This window comes from Paenibacillus tabacirhizosphaerae, from assembly GCF_040812395.1.
Taxonomy (GTDB): domain Bacteria; phylum Bacillota; class Bacilli; order Paenibacillales; family NBRC-103111; genus Paenibacillus_E.
Genome location: NZ_JBFNXH010000003.1, coordinates 447,098 through 466,001, shown reverse-complemented (window position 1 = coordinate 466,001; position 18,904 = coordinate 447,098). Strand labels below are relative to the sequence as shown.

Sequence of the window (18,904 nt, the reverse complement as noted above, 5' to 3'; positions counted from 1 at the left end):
AGAAAGTGAAATGAATGGAAAGAAAAATAATTTTCGACAGAAGGAATTTAAATGAGGCTGTCGAATACCTTAACTTATGAGAAAAATTACCAACTTGTACAAGTAGCTAAAAGGAGGATTTCAAGTTGCAAAAAATTCAGGTGCTGTTAGCAGATGATAACCGGGAGTTCACGCATTTATTATCGGAGTATATTGGTGAGCAAGAGGATATGGAAATTGTTGGCGTCGCGTACAATGGAAACGAAGTTCTTCGATTTATGGAACAGCAACGCGATGTCCCTGATGTACTCATTTTAGATATTATTATGCCTCATCTAGACGGACTTGGCGTACTTGAGAAGCTTCGTGAAATGAACCTGCACCCGCAGCCGAAAATCATCATGTTGACTGCATTCGGCCAAGAAAATATTACGCAGAAAGCCGTTCAATTAGGTGCCTCCTACTACATACTCAAACCTTTCGATATGGAAGTTCTGACGAACCGCATTCGCCAACTTGTCACGAACAATCAGTCGACTGCAACAACATCATCATCGCCTAAAGCGAATGTCGTTCACATGCCAAAAGGCAAAAATTTAGACGCGAATATCACAAGCATCATACATGAAATCGGCGTACCTGCACATATTAAAGGATATCAATATCTCCGCGAAGCCATCACAATGGTCTACAATAATATCGAGATTCTAGGTGCGATCACCAAAACACTATATCCAGCAATCGCTGAAAAATACAAAACAACCCCTAGCCGCGTAGAGCGAGCTATCCGTCACGCCATTGAAGTTGCCTGGACGCGCGGCAACATTGACAGTATTAGCTTTATTTTTGGCTACACGATTAATATTTCAAAGTCGAAACCTACGAATAGCGAGTTTATCGCAATGGTGGCGGATAAATTGCGCATTGAACATAAGGTTTCCTGAGAGGGGAAAGATTAGCGTAGGTTAGAGTTTTAACGGGTACTGAAAGGTGTATTCGCTCACAAGAACGTATCGATACAAAATTGGAATCACCCATAAGGGTGGTTCTTTTTTTATGTTGCACTCTGTCTTACAATACCAACTTTCATAAAGGTAATATTTGTATTGCTTACCATCGTTCTACTCTAGTATTATTATTTCAATAGACTGTCCCATAGAGGTTTATGATGAAAATTATTAAAATCATTGGACGAGTATTATTGTGGTTTTTCGCTGGGATTGGATTCTTTTTGGTCTTTGTTGGAATCATTCATTTTATTTCTACTCAATGGTGATATTAATTTTCTCATATTGGAACTTTGAATTTGGATCCCATGGTAAGCTTTATAAGCTCCTAAAGACAATAGGAGCTTATAGCACAAGGGATTAGTTACGTTTAATTTACGTTAAAATATATCTTTGCAGCAGCAATATCAGCTTCATATTGAGCATTTTGTTCGTCAAGCTCCCATTGATCATGAGCATTGCTTCCGTCAATCCAGTATTGCTTTGTTAATGCATCTAGATAAGAGTTAAAGCTAGTATAACTATGCAAGTTGACTAGAGGATGGGCTGAAGCGGCAGAACCGGCACTCAAGATCGAGATAACGACTACGGCAGATAAAGCGAATGACTTTAAACCTAATTTCATTAGTAATCCCTCCACAACATTAGTTTGAAATCTTTTACATTTAAAGCATATGAGATGAAGTTAGGGGATACAAGAGCTTTACCGAAACATTATATTCGATTCACTATATTCATGAGGTGCAACAAATCCAATGCCAAGCATAAAAACTGAACTTTATATACATGCGCCCATCGAGGTGTGCTTTGACTTAGCTAGAAGTATAGATATACATGCGCAGTCAACGTCACAAACGAAAGAGAGAGCTGTGGATGGGGTTACAAGCGGCCTTATTGAGTTGGGACAAACAGTTACATGGGAAGCCGTTCATTTTGGGATCAAGCAACGCCTGACTGCAAGGATAACAGAAATGGATAGGCCATTTCGATTTGTGGATGAAATGGTACATGGCGCATTCAAGCGGTTTAAGCATTGTCATGAGTTCATGGAAGTCGAAGGCAGTACTCGGATGATTGATGTATTTGATTATACGTCACCGTTAGGATTTCTGGGGAAAATCGCAGATCAGTTGTTCCTAGAGGCGTACATGAGCGAGTTTCTCGTGAGAAGGAATATGTTCATCAAGAAGATTGCTGAGGGTTTGATTTCATCAGACTTTGGAATTTAGGATTAGGAAGGTGTTGGCAACTTGGAGGAATCACAGCTTATGGAATGCCCTTGGTGTGAGGCAAAACTTGAATTTGGAATGAAGCACTGTCCTGAATGTGAGCATGAAATCGTTGAATTTGATTCTAAGCAAGATGAAATCGTAGAATCACCACCTATACGTGGTGTGCTAATGCTTTATGTAGCAACATGTGTGATAGGCATTTTTTTAATTTTGTATAATTATTTGGTTATAATCAGAAATGGGATTTCTTCATATAACTGGTCTGCTTTTTCCACCTTTATAGCAATTTTTAATCTTTTACACCTGTTTACCTTGATTGCTTCAACTCTTTTGATTTTCAAAAAGAGAAAATTTGTTCCAAAGTTAATTGTTGGCTTCGAAATATTAAATTTGGTAGCACTTGTTATTAGTTTCTATTATTCAAGCCAACTATCACAAAAGTCATTGATGATGGGAGCTTCTATAAAAGTTGTTTGGATATGCTTGTGGATTTGCTATTTCCTTATGTCGAAAAGGGTAAAGCAAACTTTCAATCTATAATAAGGGGATTGAAAATAAAGAAGAGCTCCGCCATAGGCTGAGCTCTATTTGATATCTTTTAGTTCACTTTGCTTTGCAGCAGTTCCACTAGTTGTTTGCCTGGATCTTTCATTTCTCCAGTAGGGCGATTCCCCTTGCCGCTGCCCTTGCCATCCGGTCCTTTAGCGGCCGAAGAGCCCTGAGCTTTTGATTGGCTTTGATCTTTTGAAATGTCATTAGGCGTCTCTTGCGCAGTATCCTTGGAGGCATCAGGTTGAGAAGTGGGATCAGCTTTTTTCATCGCGTTTCCGCCATTGCCATTACCGTTGCCTCGGTTACTCATACGAGTCGCTGCATCATCAACGAATTTCTTCTGGGCATCCGTCAGCTTTTCGAATAACTTGGCTTTGCTTTCGTCCGTTATTTCACCTTTGGAGATGATATCTTGAGCGGTAGGAAGCATGGCCTGCGCCTCATCTTTTGTAATCGAGAGTCCATCGGCTTTGTCCATCATAAGCAGTGTCTGGAACGTGGAGAACAGTTGCCGTTGCTGCGCAGTCATCGCTGGCCTTCCTTGTGCGGATTGCTTCTGATCTGTTGATTGATCCTGACCTTGCTTGGCAGGCTGATCCGAGCTGACAGGCGCTGCAGCGCTCTGTGCGGACTGTCCATTCCCACACCCGCTTAGTAACATCGGTATAATTACACAGATGCCAGCTATTTTTTTAATATCCATTATGTACCACTCCTATCTTTTTCTTTCTACCTAAGCTTACTGTCCATTTATGAACAAACTAAGAATTGAAGCTTAAATACAGATAAAAGTTTACTTAAAATCTCTTCAGACAAACCCAAAAGAAATGCTAAAAACGTAGCGGTTAATAAAATCTTGGAACCAAACGGAGGGAATTTCCGTTCATATAGTTAGCAGATTTCATTTTATGAAGAATGCTGCTTAATGCATAATTAGATTTGGAGGCAAAAGAGTTGGCGCTATTTAGTACGTTTGTTGTTCTCATTGTTGGGCTAATCCTCTTGGGTATTCTGTTCATGAGGCTGTATCCCGTTTTTGGCAGAAAGCCTTCGCAGATGAAGGTGGATAGTTTTCATACCTCTGAACATCTTGAAAGTGGAAAATTTAGAAATCGATTGCCGATGAAGATGGATACAAGCTTAAAGTCAACGGTTGGAACATTGATTGATTTTATAAAAGGCAATCCCAATAGAAGGCCTCCGCGGCATTTACCGATGGCTTCTCCAGTTTTCAACCAATCCAACAACCAAACGCAAGTGACATGGTTCGGACATTCGGCTTCGATGCTAACGATTGATGGGAAGACGCTGCTGTTGGATCCTATGTTTGGAAAGACGCCATCACCATTCCCCCTCTTCGGAAAGCCGCGTTACAGCGGTGGGATGCCGCTTGACACGGATGATTTCCCTCCTATTGATGTGGTTGTTCTTTCTCATGATCACTATGATCATTTGGATTATGGCACCATTCAAAAATTGAAGTTAAAGGTGGGCATGTTCTTAGTGCCCCTTGGGGTAGGCGGTCATCTGGAAAGATGGGGAATTGAGCGCGAGAGGATTCAAGAATACGATTGGTGGGAAGAGCTTACATATGCCGGCCTTCGCTTTGCTTGTACCCCAGCCATTCACTTTTCGGGGAGAAGTTTGACGGATCGGAACGCAACCCTATGGTGTTCGTGGGTGATAAAGGGTAAACAGACGAGCATATTTTTTAGCGGGGACAGCGGATATGGGCCTCACTTTAAAGAAATTGGCGACAAATATGGCCCATTCGACCTTACGTTAATGGAATGTGGTCAATATGATGAGCGGTGGTCAGATATACACATGATGCCTGAAGAAAGCGTAGAGGCACATTTGGATGTAAAAGGAAAGGTGATGATGCCGATTCATTGGGGAGCATTCACATTGGCTTTGCATGCGTGGACAGATCCGGTGGAACGTGCATTGAAAGCTGCTGAGCGTAAGAATGTGGCAGTGGCAACGCCGCGGATTGGCGAAACCATGGCTGTTGAAGGTGAAATCCATGTAAACACGGCATGGTGGAGACAAGTTTAGAATTCGAGTAGGTTAAAAACTGAAAAAGTAAAGAACTGGATACTGCATGCCAGCCATGGTATTATGGATAGGTTCGTAGAAAGCAGCAATCAGGAGAGGTAACAATAAAAGATGGCAGAACAAAAAAGTGAACGAAGATTTCATTTCCTAGGTGTTCTATTAGGTTTATGCGTGGACAATTTGGGGACCTTTATCTCATCGGCATTAATTGGCAGCATTTATTTCGCCTCAACCACAGTTGATGAGAATGATTGGAGTCGAATTTATTCGAACATTGGTTTATTACTCGTGTTTATGGTGGTTGGCTTATTCTGGTCTTTTCTTGGCGGTTTTGTCGCGGCTAAGGTTGCCAAGCGTGCTGAGTATTTCAATGCGTCGATTATCGGTGTCATTGGGGCAGCGATTGGCTTTGACTCCATGCTGACGAGTCATGATAGTCCGCTTTGGTATGACCTTACCGGTTTTATCATCATTGTTCCAGTTTCTCTGCTAGGCGGGTATGTGGCCTTGAAGAAAAAAAATAAGACATCCAAGTAAATCTTGCAATCACAACAAAAGAGACTCGGCGTTGCTTGGTGCCGGGTCTCTTTTTCTATGAGGGACATTGTTAACTCATAGTCGTAGGGATATGAGAAAGCATAGCGGCTTTTACTCTATCAATAGTTTGCTTAAGTTCCATATTTTCAAAAACATGCTCGCATTCTTTCCGATAGGAGACCTCTTCAATATAGTGGTTCATGTAATGATCGATGACGTCCATCGGGGTACTGCGCGCTAATAGCCGTTCCATAATGGTTTGTTTGCTTGCATAGATGAAGAGACGTATCGCTCTTTCACCGAATTCATACTTAAAACGGTTCGCTGCGTAGCGATTTACAATGACATATATCATTCCGTTCTCGCGGAGCGCCTCATTAATATCCGCTTTTTTGATGCCATAGAAGTTGCCGTCGATTTCTACGGTTTGGAAAAACTCGCCAGCAATATCTGCGTCTATAAATGCTTTGCGAGAGATGAATTTGTAGTCCCTGCCTTCGATTTCTTTCGGACGCGGAGTTCTGGTTGTATACGATACAACCGATGTGTAACCAAGCTCTTTGGCGATTTGGTGCGCAATGGTTTTGCGTCCCGAACCGCTTGTGCCAGCGAACACGAAGATGAATCCATCAGAATTATAGCCGCTCATATGAAACCCTCCCCCAAATTTGTATTGAAAGCGTTTCCTGGATAGCTCCATTATATTACGAAAATTCAGAAAATTAAAGAGGGAGTTTCATGAGCTAGATGATAACCTTGTTACTCACATAGGGTCTTTTACGGTATACTAGGAGGAGAAGATATGATGCATGGAAAGGACAATGACTATGCCCAAATATGCGAATTTCAGTGCTGAAGCAACGGAATCACTTAGAAGCAAAACAGGCAGCACACAATTGGAATGTTATACGTACATAGATCCCAAAGTATCGGAAGACAGTTTTTTTATTGTGAAGACGACAAATAAGGTGATTCAGGTTAGCTTTTCGGAAATTACGTATGACCCTATCCGTTTCTCCAGCTTAATGGATGGCTTATATCGAGCTTTATATGAATAATTGCGTGGACAAGCTTTTCGATAGATGATAGGATGAGGGTAATTGCATAGCGATGGAAATAGGTGCTGTATGTTTAATCGCATATAGTTAAAAGGGAAGACCGGTGAAAAACCGGCACGGACCCGCCACTGTATAGATCGCCGTTCAACACGGCATTTCCTTGAATGAGGTCACTGGTCAAATGGACTGGGAAGACACAAGGAGAAAGATCGAAGTCAGGAAACCTGCCTATTTTAACAACACAATTGGCCTACGAGGAGTTAGGCTGTGTTAGAGAGCGGTTACTCCTGAACGTTTATTATTCATGTATCCAAGGAGCATTTCTAACATATTAATGTTAGAAGTGCTCTTTTTTGTTTTCGTATTCTAGTAGAAAGGGTGAATCGTATTGTTAGGAAACCTGCTTGTTATCGGCTTTGGTCCAGGGAGTTTTGAACATATAACGAAAAGAGCGCGTGAGGCCATTCAAGAAAGCGAAATCATAATCGGCTACAACACTTACGTTGATTTAATCGCTGGCTTGTTAAGCGAGCAGCAAATTGTGAGAACCGGCATGACAGAAGAAGTGAGTCGGGCGCAAGAGGCTGTACGTCAAGCAAAGCTTGGCAAGAAAGTTGCTGTTATTTCAAGTGGAGATGCCGGAGTCTACGGGATGGCGGGACTTGTTTATGAAGTGCTGATGGAGCAAGGCTGGACACAAGCTGAGGGCGTGGAGGTTGAGGTCATTCCGGGAATTTCAGCTGTTCATTCAGCGGGATCCCTGCTTGGCGCACCGCTCATGCATGATTCGTGTACGATCTCACTGAGTGATCATTTGACGCCGTGGGAATTGATAGCGAAACGAGTTGAAGCTGCGGCAATGGCGGATTTTGTAATCGCGCTCTATAATCCGCGCAGTGGAAGGAGAACGAGGCAGATTGTAGAAACGCAGCGCATTTTGCTTCAATACCGATCACCACAAACGCCTGTCGGCATTGTGAAAAGCGCATACCGGGATCGGCAGCACGTTGTGGTTACATCACTTGCGGACATGTTGAACCACGATATTGGCATGCTGACGACGATAATTATCGGGAATTCGACTACGAAGCTCTATGACGGACTCATGATAACGCCAAGGGGATATCAAAGGAAATATACGCTGGGAGCGGACATACAGGAGCTCAAGCCGCACCAAAGGTTGAAGGCCGAGGCTGAGCCGTGGGCATTGGAGCAGTTGGAAGTTCAGCCAGAACGAAGAATGGGACTGGATGATGAAGAGGATTGGGAGGCATGGGACGACGAGGAGCAGCATACGGTAATAGCATCGAAGCCGGCTGCGACCGTCAGATCAGCTGGTGGGGGCAGTTCCTTGCAGTTGGCTATGGAAGCACTGCAGCTTGCATCTAAGGGCAACAACAGCGGCATTCCCGAATTTGGCCAAGCACTTACAGCTACGAAATCGATTTTTGAATTTGCGGTTAGTCCTGGCATAGCGAATAAAAAACTCACGGCAGCGCAGCTCTGCGCTTTAGGAGAAATGATTGGCGATCGCGGTGATATTGAATATTCTCCGCATCATCAGCTCATTGTTCGCATCCAGACGGACGATCCGAGGCAGATTACTGCCGAGTTAAGCGAGCTGGGCCTGTTGCTTTCCCCAATTGGAGATGTCGCGCAAATCAAAGCATGCGACTTTTGTAATTTGGAAAAAGGTGAATCCATCCCCTACGCGGAAGCGATTCATCGGAGAATCGGCAATCTTGAAGTCCCCAAAGAGCTGAAGATTGGCTTCAACGGCTGTGGGATGGCCTGCTACGGTGCTGTTCAACAAGATATCGGGATTGTTTACCGGAAAGAGAAGTTTGATTTATTTCTGGGTGGAAAAACGGTGGGACGCAACGCCCATCCTGCTCAACCTGTTGCGGAGGGCATAGCGCCGGACGAGCTCGTTGATCTGGTAGTCAGAATTGTAGAGCGTTACCAAACAGAAGGACATCCGAATGAACGTTTTCATAAATTTTTTAAACGAGTGAAAGAAATCGAAGGCTACAAGCATCAGGAAATGGTCGGCTTTGTTATTGAAAATGCGATTTGCGGCGATTAATGCAGATGCTTACGATGCAAGTTTTGCTAAAGCAAAACTCAGTTAATGCTTACGATGCAAGTTTTGCTAAAGCAAAACTCTTAGGAGGAATTTAAAGATGGATGCTGTTTTATTTGTAGGGCATGGAAGTAGAGAGAATGAAGGGAACGAGGAGGTTCGCCAGTTTGTCGCTGAAATTGCGGGCAAAATGCAGGGACATATCGTGGAGACTTGCTTTTTAGAGTTTGTGGAACCAACTATTATGCAAGGAATTGATCGTTGCATTGAGCTTGGAGCAACGCATGTCGTTGTTATTCCGATTATTTTATTTGCAGCGGGCCATGCCAAAATACATATCCCATCTGCGATTGACGATGCAAAACGAAAGTATCCATTGGCTAAATTCACCTATGGCAGGCCGATTGGAGTTCATGATCAAATTCTGGATATTTTGACTTCAAGAGTCGAGAATGTGGGCATTCAAGTGAATGAAGAACTGGAAGAGACGGCCCTGCTCATTGTTGGACGCGGAAGCAGCGACCCGGATGCGAATAGCGATTTATTTAAAATAGCCCGTTTGTTTTGGGAGAGACTCAAGGTTAAATGGGTGGAAACAGCGTTTATCGGAGTGACGGCTCCGCTTATGGATGCAGGCGTTGAACGATGCATGCTGCTCGGTGCCAAACGGGTTATTATTTTACCTTATTTCTTATTTACAGGCATATTGATTGGGCGTATGGAAGAGATGGTTCAAGGGTACCGAGAGAAATACAGCGAGCATGAATTTCAAATGGCGCCATACTTTGGCTTTCATCCTCTTCTTCAAGAAATATTGATCTCGCGCGCGCAAGAGGCGCTTCAGGATGAAGTGAAAATGAATTGCGATATGTGCCAGTATCGCCTTGAGGCAATGAAGCATATCGATCACCATCATCACCACGATCATGATCATGGGCACGACCATCATCACGATCATGACCACGATCACGACCATGATCACCACCACGATCACAACCATGACCACGACCACGCGCACGATCATGCGCATACGGGAGGCAGCAAGCGATGATTCTCGTTCTTGCAGGAACAAGCGACGCCAGAGAGCTGGCGCTGCATATTCGTTCAGTAGGCTTCACTGTGCTCACGACGGTTGTGACGGAGAGTGCTGCCAAGAGTATGGAAGCGGAGCAGCTTCCTGTTCTGACAGGACGGCTTACCGTCACGGACATGCAGGAGCTTATCCGTGACAGAAAAATTTCCGCTGTTGTAGATGCAACGCATCCATTTGCTGAAGAAGCTTCGAAGAATGCGATGGCTGCCTCGCAGCAAGCAGAAGTGCCATATGTACGTTTTGAACGGCAGAGCTTGAGCATCGAGCAGAGCGCTTTGGTGACGACGGTTGACGATTACAAGCAGGCAGCAGAATTGGCAGCTGAGAAGAAGGGAAGCATTATGCTAACCACAGGCAGCAAGACGCTGAAAATTTTTGCAGATCGGCTCATCGGGTTGCCGGATACAACGCTCATTGCACGTATGCTTCCACGTAAAGACAATATGGAAAAGTGTGAAGAGCTGGGCATTGATCAGAAGAATATCGTCGCTATGCAGGGGCCATTTTCGAAAGAGCTGAATAAAGCGCTGTACGAGCATTACAAGGTAACACTAATGATTACAAAGGAAAGCGGTAAAGTCGGTGCTGTCGACGAAAAGCTGGAAGCAGCGCTAGAGATGGGAATTCCGAGCATTGTGATCGGCAGGCCTGCTCTTGAATACGGCAATCTGTATTCAGATTATGAAGGTGTTCTTGATTATATCCAAACGCATATTCACAAGGAGGCTTAATCTCGATGGAATTTCATACAGAGTTCAAACCGTTAACCGTCCAACCGCAGGAAATTGAAGAAAAAAGCTTTGAGATGATTACCGAGGAACTAGGGGAGCACTCGTTTACGGCTGAGCAATATCCGGTCGTACAGCGCGTTATTCACGCCTCTGCCGATTTTGAACTGGGCCGCAGCCTGGTGTTTCATCCTCGCGCAATCGAAGCGGGGATAGCAGCGATTCGAGCTGGAAAGATTTTGTTCGCCGACGTGCAAATGGTTCAGGTCGGCATTAGCAAGCCGAGAATCGAGCAATTCGGCGGCGAAGTGAAAGTCTATATTTCCGACCCGGATGTCATGCAGGAAGCCAAGCGTTTGAACACGACCCGAGCGATTATTTCGGTACGCAAGGCGATTCAGGAAGCCGAAGGCGGCATTTTTGCGATCGGCAATGCGCCGACGGCACTGCTTGAGCTGATCCGCCTGGTTAAAGAAGGGGTTGCGAAGCCGGGGCTGATCGTTGGTGTGCCGGTTGGCTTCGTATCTGCAGCGGAATCGAAGGAAGAATTGCTGAAGCTGGATGTTCCGTTCATCACGAACATCGGCCGCAAAGGCGGCAGCCCGGTTGCCGTTGCAGCGGTCAACGCGCTGTCGATTATGGCGGCGCGCCAGGAGTAGCGCGCGCCATGGAAGATCAACCGGGCAAGCCGCTGCGCCACGGTTACACGACTGGCTCCTGCGCGACCGCAGGAGCCAAAGCTGCGCTGCTGGCGCTCATTGAGCAGGCGCCGCAAGATGAAGTAGCCATCCGTATCCCGATCGGGGATACGGTTGCTTTTGCTTTGCACAGCTGTACCTACACGCAGCTGTGGGGGGAAGCTGCCGTTATCAAGGACGGCGGCGATGATCCGGACGCGACGCACGGTGCGGAGATCATCGTGCGCGTGAGCTGGCGAGCCGAGCCTGGCGTCGGCATCGATGGAGGCATCGGCGTCGGGCGCGTGACGAAGCCCGGCCTGCCCGTGGACATCGGTCAAGCGGCGATTAACCCGGTTCCGCGGAAAATGATCCGCGAGACTGTGCAGGGCGTGCTTGACCAGTTCGAGATCGAGCGCGGCGTCGACGTGCTCGTGTCCGTCCCAGCCGGCGAGGAGATCGCTAAGAAGACGCTGAATGGGCGTCTTGGCATAATCGGCGGCATCTCGATCCTTGGCACACGCGGCATCGTGGTGCCTTTCTCGACCGCCGCCTATAAGGCTAGCGTCGCGCAAGCGATTCGCGTCGCGGTCAAATGCGGTTGCGACCATATCGTCCTGTCGACTGGCGGCCGGACGGAGACGTACGGGATCGCGATGTATCCAGAGCTTCCGGAGGAAGCTTTTGTCGAGATGGGCGATTTCGTTGGATTTGCCTTAACGCAATGTCAAAGACAGGGCATCCGGAAGGTAACGCTTGTCGGTATGATGGGCAAGTTTTCCAAGGTTGCGCAGGGTGTCATGATGGTGCACTCCAAGAGCGCTCCGGTGGACTTCGGATTTCTGGCACAAGTGGCGATTGAATCCGAAGCTTCCGATGATTTAGTCCAAGAAATCAGAGGCGCGAATACGGCTTCGCAGGTCGGGGATTTGATGGCCGCAGGCGGGTATTTGCGTTATTTTGAGCGATTATGCGAGCGCTGCTGCGAGGCCGGCCTGCAAGAAGTTGGGCGCGACGGATTCGATATCATCGAAACGGTCATTATTTCCATGAAAGCCGAGCTGCTTGGCAAAGCAGCTTTAGTTAACTATAGCAAGTTGGAGGAGAACGGGGAACGATGAGCACACATATCAAAATGATTGGCATCGGAGATAGCGGTCAGGGCAGTTTGCTTCCTTTGTATACGAAATGGATCGAGGAGAGCGAGGTGCTTGTCGGCGGCGAGCGGAACTTGGCGTTTTTTCCAGCCTATCGCGGAGAAAAAATCGTGATCAAAAGCAGTTTGTCTGCGCTAATGGCACAGCTTAGAGAAGAAACGCGTTCCGTTGTTATTTTAGCATCGGGAGATCCGCTTTTTTATGGCATTGGCGGGTATGTATCCCGAAATTTGGATGGCGTCTCTTTCTATCCGCATACCAGCTCCGTTCAATTGGCTTTTGCGCGGATGGGCGAAAGCTGGCAGGACGCTTTTATTACCAGTGTACATGGGCGCAGCATGAAGGGACTTGCACAGCGGATCGACGGAAAAGACAAGGTGGCACTCCTTACAGATGAGACGAACACGCCAAGCGCGATTGCTGCCTATTTATTAGGTTTTGGCATGACGGAATATGCCGCCTTTGTTGCCGAAAATCTGGAAGGGGAGGAAGAGCGATGCGGCTGGTACACACTGGAACAGCTGCGCTCAACTTCCTTTTCACCCCTCAATGTCGTTATTTTAAAAAGACAATTTACAGTCCCCTCCTGGCCTATAGGGATTGAAGACGACCAGTTTGCGCAGCGCAAGCCGGATAAAGGTCTGATTACGAAAAAAGAAGTAAGAGTGCTGAGCATAAGCCAGCTGGCTTTGCAGCCGGACAGCATCGTTTGGGATATTGGCACTTGCACGGGGTCTGTTGCGATTGAAGCGGCCCGGATTGCTCGGGAAGGCGCTGTTTTTGCGATAGAGAAAAATGAAGACGATCTACGAAATTGTTTGGAGAACAGTGCCAAGTTTCGAGTGGATATTACGGCTGTACAGGGTAGAGCGCCAAATGGCCTGGAAGCATTCCCGGATCCGAATGCCATTTTCATTGGCGGCAGCGGCGGCGAGATGCAGGAACTGCTGGAGCTGTGCGCGAAGCGGCTTAAGCCGGATGGAACGATTGTCCTCAACGCTGCGACGATTGAGACGTTGTATGAAGCGGATCAAACGTTTACGAGACTGGGCTTTGACGTAAATGTTACCCTTGTGCAAGTGTCGCGCAGCAAACCGATTTTGCATATGAAGCGTTTTGACGCGCTGAATCCGATTTACATCATCACAGCGAAACGCAAACAAGCGGAGGCACAGGAGGCAATCGGCAATGAGTAAACTTGGTACGTTATATGGCTTGGGCGTAGGGCCTGGGGACCCGGAATTAATTACGGTTAAAGCCTTTCGATTGTTGAAAGAATGTCCGGTCATCGCCTATCCGAGAAAAAAACGCGGAGCGAAGAGCTATGCGCTTGCCATCACGGAGCTATATGTGAACACTGAAGAGAAAGAAATGATGGGGCTCACGTTTCCCATGACTCGTGATCGCGAAGCGCTGGAAATGCAATGGACCAAAACCGTTGAGAGTGTGTTTAGCCATTTGGCGGAAGGCAAAGATGTCGCTTTCGTGACGGAAGGCGATCCGATGATTTTCAGCACCTATATCCATCTCATGCGGTTGATGAATGAGCGGCATCCGGAGGTCAGGACGCTATCGATTCCTGGTATTTCCTCGGTGAACGCATCGGCCTCACGGCTGGGCATTCCGATGGCGGATGGCGATGAACAGATCGCGATCGTACCGGCTGTAGACGATTATGACAAAATGCGTAAAGCGATTGAAGAACATGATTGCATCGTTTTCATCAAAGTGGCTAAAGTGATTGATCTTATGCTTACGGTGCTGCGTGATTTGGGTCTTGTCCAGAAAGCGTCGGTGATCACGAAAGTGACCTCTTCAGAAGAAGAGATCTGGCGCAATGTGGCTGAGCTGCAAGGCAGGGAATTGGAATATTTAACCTTAATGGTGGTGAGAAAATAGATGAAGTTATATATCATTGGCGCAGGTCCCGGAGATCCGGATTTAATAACAGTTAAAGGCTTAAAGCTTCTTCAGCAAGCGGATGTAGTTATGTACACGGACTCTTTAGTGAATGAGGAATTGATTGCAAAGGCGAAGCCAGAGGCAGAGGTGCTGAAAAGCTCGGGTATGGAGCTAGGCGAGATGGTCGGAATGATTGTAGATCGGCTCAAGCAGGGGAAAATGGTTGTGCGCGTGCATACCGGCGACCCGGCGATGTTCGGCGCAACGATGGAGCAAATCGCGCTGCTTCGAAAGGAAGGGATCGGCTACGAAATCGTGCCGGGCGTAAGCTCCGTATTCGCTTCTGCCGCGGCAGTTGGCGCAGAGCTTACCATTCCTGATCTGACGCAGACGGTCATTCTGACCCGGGCAGAAGGCCGCACACCGGTTCCTGAATTGGAGAAACTGCGTGACCTCGCAGCGCATCATTGTACGATTGCGCTGTTCCTTAGCGCTACGTTAATCAAAAAGGTTGTCGGAGAGCTGGTTGAGGCGGGGTGGAGCGAAGAAACGCCAGTAGCTGTCGTTCAGCGCGCCACTTGGCCGGATCAGCTGATTGTTCGGACCACAGTAGGTCAATTGGAAGCTGATATGCGGAGCAACGGGATTCGCTCTCATGCAATGATTTTGGCGGGCTGGGCGCTGGACCCGGAGATTCACGGGAAAGAGGAGTACCGTTCCAAGCTGTACGATAAATCCTTTACACACCGCTTCCGCAGAGGTGTTAAGCCATGATTTCATTAAGTGAAGGCGTCGTTCCGGCGATTGATCAGCGAGGCGATTATGCCATTGTAGCCATTACCAAGCATGGTGTTGAAATGGCTCGGAAATTGAACGAGCAAATGAGTGGCACCGATCTGTATTACATGAGCAAATTTGCCCAGGGCGATGAGGAGCAGCGATCTATTCAATTATTTGAAGGCAGTGTGCGCTTATTATTTCCCGCTTTATTTCCCGCATATCAAGGACTCATTATTATTATATCGTTAGGGGCTGTTGTTCGAATGATCGCTCCCCTGCTTCAGGATAAAAAGAAGGATCCAGGTGTCGTCGTCATTGATGACAAAGGCGAACATGTAATCAGCGTGTTGTCGGGCCATTTGGGTGGAGCGAACGAACTTACGCTTGAAGTAGCTGCAGCTTTGAATGCGAGACCGGTCATTACAACCGCTTCGGATGTGCAAAAGACGATACCTGTTGATCTTTTCGGCCGGCGGTTTGGTTGGGTGTGGGAATCCGCAGAGAAGCTGACGCCGGTCTCCGCTTCCGTAGTCAATGAGGAGCGGATCGCTGTCGTCCAGGAGTCGGGCGAGACTGGCTGGTGGACGCATGACCGTCCGATACCGCCAAACATTCAACGTTTTGCATCCATTGATGAAGCTCGTGCAAGCGATCCGCATGCAGTGCTGCTTGTCACGCACCGGGAGCTTCTGCAGGAGGAACAGTCGATCTTGCGAAATGGCGTCCTGTACCGGCCCAAAGTCATCGTGCTTGGAATCGGCTGTAATCGCGGCACATCCGCAGAGGAAATTGAGGCGGTCATTCATGAAACGCTGGATGAGCTCGCTTTTTCCATTCGCAGTGTGAAAGCGGTATGTACGATTGATTTGAAAAAAGACGAAGTAGGCTTGCTTGAAGTTACGGCGAAGCACGGATGGCAATTCATTCATTACACGCCTGAAGAGTTGAATCGCGTGTCGATAGACGCACCCTCCGAGACTGTTCACCGGTTCACAGGGGCATACGGCGTCAGCGAACCGGCGGCGAAGCTGTACCTAGGTCGAGATGAGCTTGCGCTGGTGAAGAAGAAATCAGGCAATGTGACGATTTCGGTCGGGCTTCTTGATTTTGCCTCAGGAGGCCTGTGATGGAACGCCGAATTGTTATTGCAGGTACTGGCAGCGGCGTCGGCAAGACGACGATGACGATTGGCCTTATGGCTGCTTTGCAAAAAAGAGGTCTCATTGTACAGGGCTTCAAATGCGGCCCAGATTATATTGACCCGACGTATCACACTGCAGTGACAAGTAGAGTTTCTCGCAATTTAGACGCTTGGATGGCCGGGCGTGAGGCAGTGAAAGAAATTTACTTGCGAGGCAGTCAAGGGGCGGATATTTCCATCGTAGAGGGCGTTATGGGGATGTACGATGGCAAAAATCCGTTAACGGATGAAGGCAGTACCGCGGATATTGGCCGCATTCTTGACGCTCCGGTGCTGCTTGTTGTCAATATCGCCAGTATGGCGCGCAGCGCGGCAGCGATTGTCAGGGGCTTTCAGCAGTTCGGGCAAGGGGACCGCATCGTCGGGGTTATTGCCAATCGAGCAGGCAGTGAAGGTCATTTCAAGATGGTGAAGGCAGCCATTGAGCAGGAGTGCGGTATTCCAGTCATCGGTTATTTGCCGCGGGAAGCGGATATTGAGCTGCCAGAGCGGCATCTTGGGCTTGTCCCATCTATCGAACGTGGGGAAATGCAGCCTTTCTTTGACAAGCTGATCGAGCGCATTAGCACGCATATCGATTTGGACAAGCTGCTGGAGATTGCTGCATGCGAGCCGATGGCAAGCAGCTCTATGGCAACCCTGTCCGTACGTTCATCCAATGAAAAAAGGGTCCAAATCGCAGTGGCTAAAGATGCTGCTTTTCATTTTTATTATCCGGAAAATTTGGAGCTGCTTGAGGCCGGAGGCGGGGAGATTGTTTACTTTTCTCCATTGGCTGGTGAAGAGGTTCCCGCAGAGGCAGACGGCCTTTATATCGGAGGCGGCTTCCCGGAAGAGTTTGCGGAACAACTTGCCGCACATGAGCATGTGAAGACCTCGATCCGTGAGCGTGTCGCAGAGGGGATACCGACTCTCGCCGAGTGCGGCGGCTTCATGTATTTGACGGAGCAGATTGTAGATACCTCAGGAAACGTGTACCCGATGGTAGGCATCATTCCCGGCCGAGTCAGCATGGGGACGAAGCTGGCTGCCCTTGGCTATCGGGAGGTCGAGGGAGGAGAGGGCAACTTCCTGTTCGCTCTTGGCGAACGCGCTCGGGGGCACGAGTTTCATTATTCCTCCTTTCAAGCGAAAGAAGGCGCCCAGTTCAATGCTGCTTTTCAATCCAAAGGAAGATTCGGCACGAAGGCTGAGGGCTATACGCATAAGAACGTCGTAGCCGGTTATACGCATCTATATTTTGCCTCACAGCCCCGTATGGTGGATACATGGATCAAGGCTTGCGAAACGTATCGACGAAATCGTCTCTAACACAAAACCCCCTCCGGACTTTGCGGAAAGGGGGTTTTGTCATGGATCTTTCGACTATTTTATGTAAGACATCGCTTGGTCTGCAATCGTTTGTTTGTAGCGATCAAGACAGTTGCAAAGATAATCTTTGCGGCAGATCGGGCAAGGTTCTTTCATTAATCTATTCAAATTCGTTACTTTACCGACACCGGTTTCGGGGTCTCTTTCGAAGAAAAGACGGCATTGATTCCGGTCTTTCAGTACGACGACGATTTCGAAAAGACCGTTCTTCTTGTTATCACTGACTATTTTTGCATCTACAACCTGCGGATCGTAAGCCATATGTAATTCCTCCTAAGAGTTCTGCTAAAGCAAAACTTTCTACGTATGCAAAAGCAATAAACTAGCGTGCCTCATCTTTGTTAGCTTGGGCGCATTAGTATATTATATAAATAAAAGAGATTTTATTCAATAGGAGGCAGCGCGGTATGGTGATTGATTATTGCGAGGAGGAAATCGTTGAAGAACGGACGCAGCTCCATATTGGCCTTCAGTTCGAAGATGAGCCGGGATCCTTGTATGTAGCGGAGCTGGAGCTTGGTGTGGACGAAAGCGTGAGTAGTTGGAAGCTCTATTTTAACGGCTTCGATTGCAAGTATACATTTCGTCATGAAGAAAAGGAGCAACTCATTCAATATGCGGCTGAGCAGGGCATAGCGATTCGCATGAACGCATGAAAAAAGGAATCATCGCCCTGCATGCGGCTGAGATTCCTTATTTTATGCTTTTGATTTTGGCGGGATCGCGTTTCTTGCAGCGTGGGCGTCAGTCTGGATACAGGATTCGTGCCGTTCCAGTGCAGCCGATTTATTGCGGGATCGAGCTTGCCTTCTCGAATGTGTTGTTTTCTTTTCTTTTGAGCGGAAGACATGGACATTGTTGGTTTCCTCTTTTCATTTTTTTATAAAGAAATACGGATATCTTTTATTGTAATTTACAAGTGGAGCTGCGGCAATGGAAAGATTATTTATAATCAGTTGACCGCATCTGGAAAAAGGTGATGACATGCGCATACATATTCAACTATCTGTTGCTGGGGATCAAGTGAAAGAGGAAGTGCTGGAAATTGTCGAGCAGAAGCTTGGCGATCTCTCGGATGAAGAAATTGAGCGCGCGATTGAAGTTAAGATTCGGACTTGGATGGATCAAACGGTGCAAGTCGCGTGGGAAGTGCTTGATGATGAATGAGAAAAGCTCCGAAGCGGGATGTTGATTCCCTTTTCGGAGCTTTTTGTATACTGTCGTATGTACGGTTAGTGAACGATAGTGCTAACGCCTGTTTTCTGTAGGGCATGTTCCCAGCTGGGGTAATAATACAGAGCGTTTTTCATTAAATCGGGATGCTGTTTCTTCACATTTTTTTTAGCTAACGACTCTCCGTTGTTGTGAAGCTGCACAATATGGCCTAGCACTTCGTCCGCACTCATGTTTAGCTCCAAGAACTTTCATCTCCTTTACATAAATGATAATAGACAAAGGCTTGCCAATGATTAGGCAAATTATACATAGA

General features: G+C 47.2%; 24 protein-coding genes and 1 riboswitch. Of the genes, 19 read left to right on the top strand and 5 right to left on the bottom strand.

All coding sequences use genetic code 11. The features are described 5' to 3' along the window. The first annotated feature begins 125 nt into the window (after positions 1-125). Positions 126-923 (top strand): sporulation transcription factor Spo0A, encoded by a 798-nt coding sequence (gene spo0A, locus ABRS97_RS08025; RefSeq protein ID WP_367812701.1) that lies wholly within the window; start codon positions 126-128, stop codon positions 921-923. Between the two features lie 433 nt (positions 924-1,356). Here spo0A and ABRS97_RS08020 read toward each other — a convergent pair whose 3' ends face one another. After that, positions 1,357-1,611 carry a hypothetical protein gene (locus ABRS97_RS08020; RefSeq protein WP_367812699.1) on the bottom strand — a complete coding sequence of 85 codons (255 nt, stop codon included), beginning with the start codon at positions 1,609-1,611 and terminating at the stop codon, positions 1,357-1,359. 130 nt (positions 1,612-1,741) lie between these two features. Here ABRS97_RS08020 and ABRS97_RS08015 point away from each other — a divergent pair, with 130 nt between their 5' ends. Then, on the top strand, positions 1,742-2,215 hold the full coding sequence (locus ABRS97_RS08015; protein WP_367812697.1) for an SRPBCC family protein: 474 nt from the start codon (positions 1,742-1,744) through the stop codon (positions 2,213-2,215). A gap of 21 nt (positions 2,216-2,236) precedes the next feature. Beyond that, complete coding sequence (locus ABRS97_RS08010) at positions 2,237-2,758, top strand: DUF2569 family protein (RefSeq protein WP_367812695.1); 522 nt, start codon at positions 2,237-2,239, stop codon at positions 2,756-2,758. A 58-nt stretch (positions 2,759-2,816) separates the two neighbouring features. Here the strand turns inward: ABRS97_RS08010 and ABRS97_RS08005 are convergent, their stop codons facing one another. Next, entirely contained in the window at positions 2,817-3,473 is a 657-nt protein-coding gene (locus ABRS97_RS08005) for a hypothetical protein (RefSeq protein WP_367812693.1), read from the bottom strand. 251 nt (positions 3,474-3,724) lie between these two features. Between ABRS97_RS08005 and ABRS97_RS08000 the strand changes: the two genes are divergently transcribed. Both ABRS97_RS08000 and ABRS97_RS07995 read left to right on the top strand, forming a co-directional pair. Then, entirely contained in the window at positions 3,725-4,828 is a 1,104-nt protein-coding gene (locus tag ABRS97_RS08000) for an MBL fold metallo-hydrolase (protein ID WP_367812691.1), read from the top strand. A 111-nt stretch (positions 4,829-4,939) separates the two neighbouring features. Beyond that, a complete protein-coding gene (locus ABRS97_RS07995) occupies positions 4,940-5,365 on the top strand; it encodes a hypothetical protein (RefSeq protein WP_367812689.1) in 426 nt (141 codons plus the stop codon). 70 nt (positions 5,366-5,435) lie between these two features. Here the strand turns inward: ABRS97_RS07995 and ABRS97_RS07990 are convergent, their stop codons facing one another. Beyond that, positions 5,436-6,014, bottom strand: coding sequence for a guanylate kinase (locus ABRS97_RS07990; RefSeq protein ID WP_367812687.1), 579 nt, complete (start codon positions 6,012-6,014; stop codon positions 5,436-5,438). A 160-nt stretch (positions 6,015-6,174) separates the two neighbouring features. Between ABRS97_RS07990 and ABRS97_RS07985 the strand changes: the two genes are divergently transcribed. The 11 genes from ABRS97_RS07985 (at position 6,175) to ABRS97_RS07935 (ending at position 17,355) form a co-directional block, all read left to right on the top strand. After that, on the top strand, positions 6,175-6,423 hold the full coding sequence (locus tag ABRS97_RS07985; protein ID WP_367812685.1) for a hypothetical protein: 249 nt from the start codon (positions 6,175-6,177) through the stop codon (positions 6,421-6,423). 43 nt (positions 6,424-6,466) lie between these two features. After that, a riboswitch (cobalamin riboswitch) is annotated at positions 6,467-6,669 on the top strand. A gap of 142 nt (positions 6,670-6,811) precedes the next feature. Continuing rightward, positions 6,812-8,509 carry a precorrin-3B C(17)-methyltransferase gene (gene cobJ / locus ABRS97_RS07980; RefSeq protein ID WP_367812684.1) on the top strand — a complete coding sequence of 566 codons (1,698 nt, stop codon included), beginning with the start codon at positions 6,812-6,814 and terminating at the stop codon, positions 8,507-8,509. Positions 8,510-8,606: 97 nt separating this feature from the next. Beyond that, positions 8,607-9,557 (top strand): sirohydrochlorin chelatase, encoded by a 951-nt coding sequence (locus tag ABRS97_RS07975; protein WP_367812683.1) that lies wholly within the window; start codon positions 8,607-8,609, stop codon positions 9,555-9,557. Further along, complete coding sequence (cobK, locus tag ABRS97_RS07970; protein WP_367812682.1) at positions 9,554-10,330, top strand: precorrin-6A reductase; 777 nt, start codon at positions 9,554-9,556, stop codon at positions 10,328-10,330. Before ABRS97_RS07975 ends, cobK begins: the two co-directional genes overlap by 4 nt. Positions 10,331-10,335: 5 nt before the next feature. Then, positions 10,336-10,986 (top strand): precorrin-8X methylmutase, encoded by a 651-nt coding sequence (locus tag ABRS97_RS07965; RefSeq protein ID WP_367812680.1) that lies wholly within the window; start codon positions 10,336-10,338, stop codon positions 10,984-10,986. Between the two features lie 8 nt (positions 10,987-10,994). Then, complete coding sequence (locus tag ABRS97_RS07960; protein WP_367812678.1) at positions 10,995-12,125, top strand: cobalt-precorrin-5B (C(1))-methyltransferase; 1,131 nt, start codon at positions 10,995-10,997, stop codon at positions 12,123-12,125. Beyond that, a complete protein-coding gene (cbiE, locus tag ABRS97_RS07955; protein ID WP_367812676.1) occupies positions 12,122-13,357 on the top strand; it encodes a precorrin-6y C5,15-methyltransferase (decarboxylating) subunit CbiE in 1,236 nt (411 codons plus the stop codon). Before ABRS97_RS07960 ends, cbiE begins: the two co-directional genes overlap by 4 nt. Then, a complete protein-coding gene (gene cobI, locus ABRS97_RS07950) occupies positions 13,350-14,060 on the top strand; it encodes a precorrin-2 C(20)-methyltransferase (protein WP_367812674.1) in 711 nt (236 codons plus the stop codon). Before cbiE ends, cobI begins: the two co-directional genes overlap by 8 nt. After that, positions 14,061-14,837 (top strand): precorrin-4 C(11)-methyltransferase, encoded by a 777-nt coding sequence (cobM, locus tag ABRS97_RS07945; RefSeq protein WP_367812672.1) that lies wholly within the window; start codon positions 14,061-14,063, stop codon positions 14,835-14,837. Next, the gene (locus ABRS97_RS07940) at positions 14,834-15,970 is read left to right on the top strand and encodes a cobalt-precorrin 5A hydrolase (RefSeq protein WP_367812670.1); all 1,137 of its coding nucleotides are present in this window, start codon (positions 14,834-14,836) and stop codon (positions 15,968-15,970) included. Before cobM ends, ABRS97_RS07940 begins: the two co-directional genes overlap by 4 nt. After that, on the top strand, positions 15,970-17,355 hold the full coding sequence (locus ABRS97_RS07935) for a cobyrinic acid a,c-diamide synthase CobB (protein ID WP_367812668.1): 1,386 nt from the start codon (positions 15,970-15,972) through the stop codon (positions 17,353-17,355). The genes ABRS97_RS07940 and ABRS97_RS07935 overlap by 1 nt, the downstream gene beginning before the upstream one ends. A 54-nt stretch (positions 17,356-17,409) precedes the next feature. Here ABRS97_RS07935 and ABRS97_RS07930 read toward each other — a convergent pair whose 3' ends face one another. Next, positions 17,410-17,676 (bottom strand): hypothetical protein, encoded by a 267-nt coding sequence (locus tag ABRS97_RS07930; protein ID WP_367812666.1) that lies wholly within the window; start codon positions 17,674-17,676, stop codon positions 17,410-17,412. Between the two features lie 146 nt (positions 17,677-17,822). Between ABRS97_RS07930 and ABRS97_RS07925 the strand changes: the two genes are divergently transcribed. The 3 genes from ABRS97_RS07925 (at position 17,823) to ABRS97_RS07915 (ending at position 18,582) form a co-directional block, all read left to right on the top strand. Next, positions 17,823-18,071, top strand: coding sequence for a hypothetical protein (locus ABRS97_RS07925; RefSeq protein ID WP_367812665.1), 249 nt, complete (start codon positions 17,823-17,825; stop codon positions 18,069-18,071). Continuing rightward, positions 18,068-18,301: a hypothetical protein gene (locus ABRS97_RS07920; RefSeq protein WP_367812663.1), complete on the top strand. Its 234-nt coding sequence runs from the start codon at positions 18,068-18,070 to the stop codon at positions 18,299-18,301. Before ABRS97_RS07925 ends, ABRS97_RS07920 begins: the two co-directional genes overlap by 4 nt. 98 nt (positions 18,302-18,399) lie before the next feature. Then, a complete protein-coding gene (locus tag ABRS97_RS07915; protein ID WP_367812661.1) occupies positions 18,400-18,582 on the top strand; it encodes a hypothetical protein in 183 nt (60 codons plus the stop codon). Positions 18,583-18,647: 65 nt separating this feature from the next. Here the strand turns inward: ABRS97_RS07915 and ABRS97_RS07910 are convergent, their stop codons facing one another. Further along, positions 18,648-18,833: a hypothetical protein gene (locus tag ABRS97_RS07910; protein ID WP_367812659.1), complete on the bottom strand. Its 186-nt coding sequence runs from the start codon at positions 18,831-18,833 to the stop codon at positions 18,648-18,650. Positions 18,834-18,904 lie beyond the last annotated feature (71 nt).

Coding starts and splice junctions, on each gene's coding strand:
- ABRS97_RS08020 (WP_367812699.1), bottom strand. CDS start 1,611: ATGAAATTAGGTTTAAAGTCATTCGCTTTATCTGCCGTAGTCGTTATC.
- ABRS97_RS08015 (WP_367812697.1), top strand. CDS start 1,742: ATGCCAAGCATAAAAACTGAACTTTATATACATGCGCCCATCGAGGTG.
- ABRS97_RS08005 (WP_367812693.1), bottom strand. CDS start 3,473: ATGGATATTAAAAAAATAGCTGGCATCTGTGTAATTATACCGATGTTA.
- ABRS97_RS07995 (WP_367812689.1), top strand. CDS start 4,940: ATGGCAGAACAAAAAAGTGAACGAAGATTTCATTTCCTAGGTGTTCTA.
- ABRS97_RS07990 (WP_367812687.1), bottom strand. CDS start 6,014: ATGAGCGGCTATAATTCTGATGGATTCATCTTCGTGTTCGCTGGCACA.
- ABRS97_RS07985 (WP_367812685.1), top strand. CDS start 6,175: ATGGAAAGGACAATGACTATGCCCAAATATGCGAATTTCAGTGCTGAA.
- ABRS97_RS07975 (WP_367812683.1), top strand. CDS start 8,607: ATGGATGCTGTTTTATTTGTAGGGCATGGAAGTAGAGAGAATGAAGGG.
- cobK (WP_367812682.1), top strand. CDS start 9,554: ATGATTCTCGTTCTTGCAGGAACAAGCGACGCCAGAGAGCTGGCGCTG.
- ABRS97_RS07965 (WP_367812680.1), top strand. CDS start 10,336: ATGGAATTTCATACAGAGTTCAAACCGTTAACCGTCCAACCGCAGGAA.
- ABRS97_RS07960 (WP_367812678.1), top strand. CDS start 10,995: ATGGAAGATCAACCGGGCAAGCCGCTGCGCCACGGTTACACGACTGGC.
- cbiE (WP_367812676.1), top strand. CDS start 12,122: ATGAGCACACATATCAAAATGATTGGCATCGGAGATAGCGGTCAGGGC.
- cobI (WP_367812674.1), top strand. CDS start 13,350: ATGAGTAAACTTGGTACGTTATATGGCTTGGGCGTAGGGCCTGGGGAC.
- cobM (WP_367812672.1), top strand. CDS start 14,061: ATGAAGTTATATATCATTGGCGCAGGTCCCGGAGATCCGGATTTAATA.
- ABRS97_RS07940 (WP_367812670.1), top strand. CDS start 14,834: ATGATTTCATTAAGTGAAGGCGTCGTTCCGGCGATTGATCAGCGAGGC.
- ABRS97_RS07935 (WP_367812668.1), top strand. CDS start 15,970: ATGGAACGCCGAATTGTTATTGCAGGTACTGGCAGCGGCGTCGGCAAG.
- ABRS97_RS07930 (WP_367812666.1), bottom strand. CDS start 17,676: ATGGCTTACGATCCGCAGGTTGTAGATGCAAAAATAGTCAGTGATAAC.
- ABRS97_RS07925 (WP_367812665.1), top strand. CDS start 17,823: ATGGTGATTGATTATTGCGAGGAGGAAATCGTTGAAGAACGGACGCAG.
- ABRS97_RS07920 (WP_367812663.1), top strand. CDS start 18,068: ATGAAAAAAGGAATCATCGCCCTGCATGCGGCTGAGATTCCTTATTTT.
- ABRS97_RS07915 (WP_367812661.1), top strand. CDS start 18,400: ATGCGCATACATATTCAACTATCTGTTGCTGGGGATCAAGTGAAAGAG.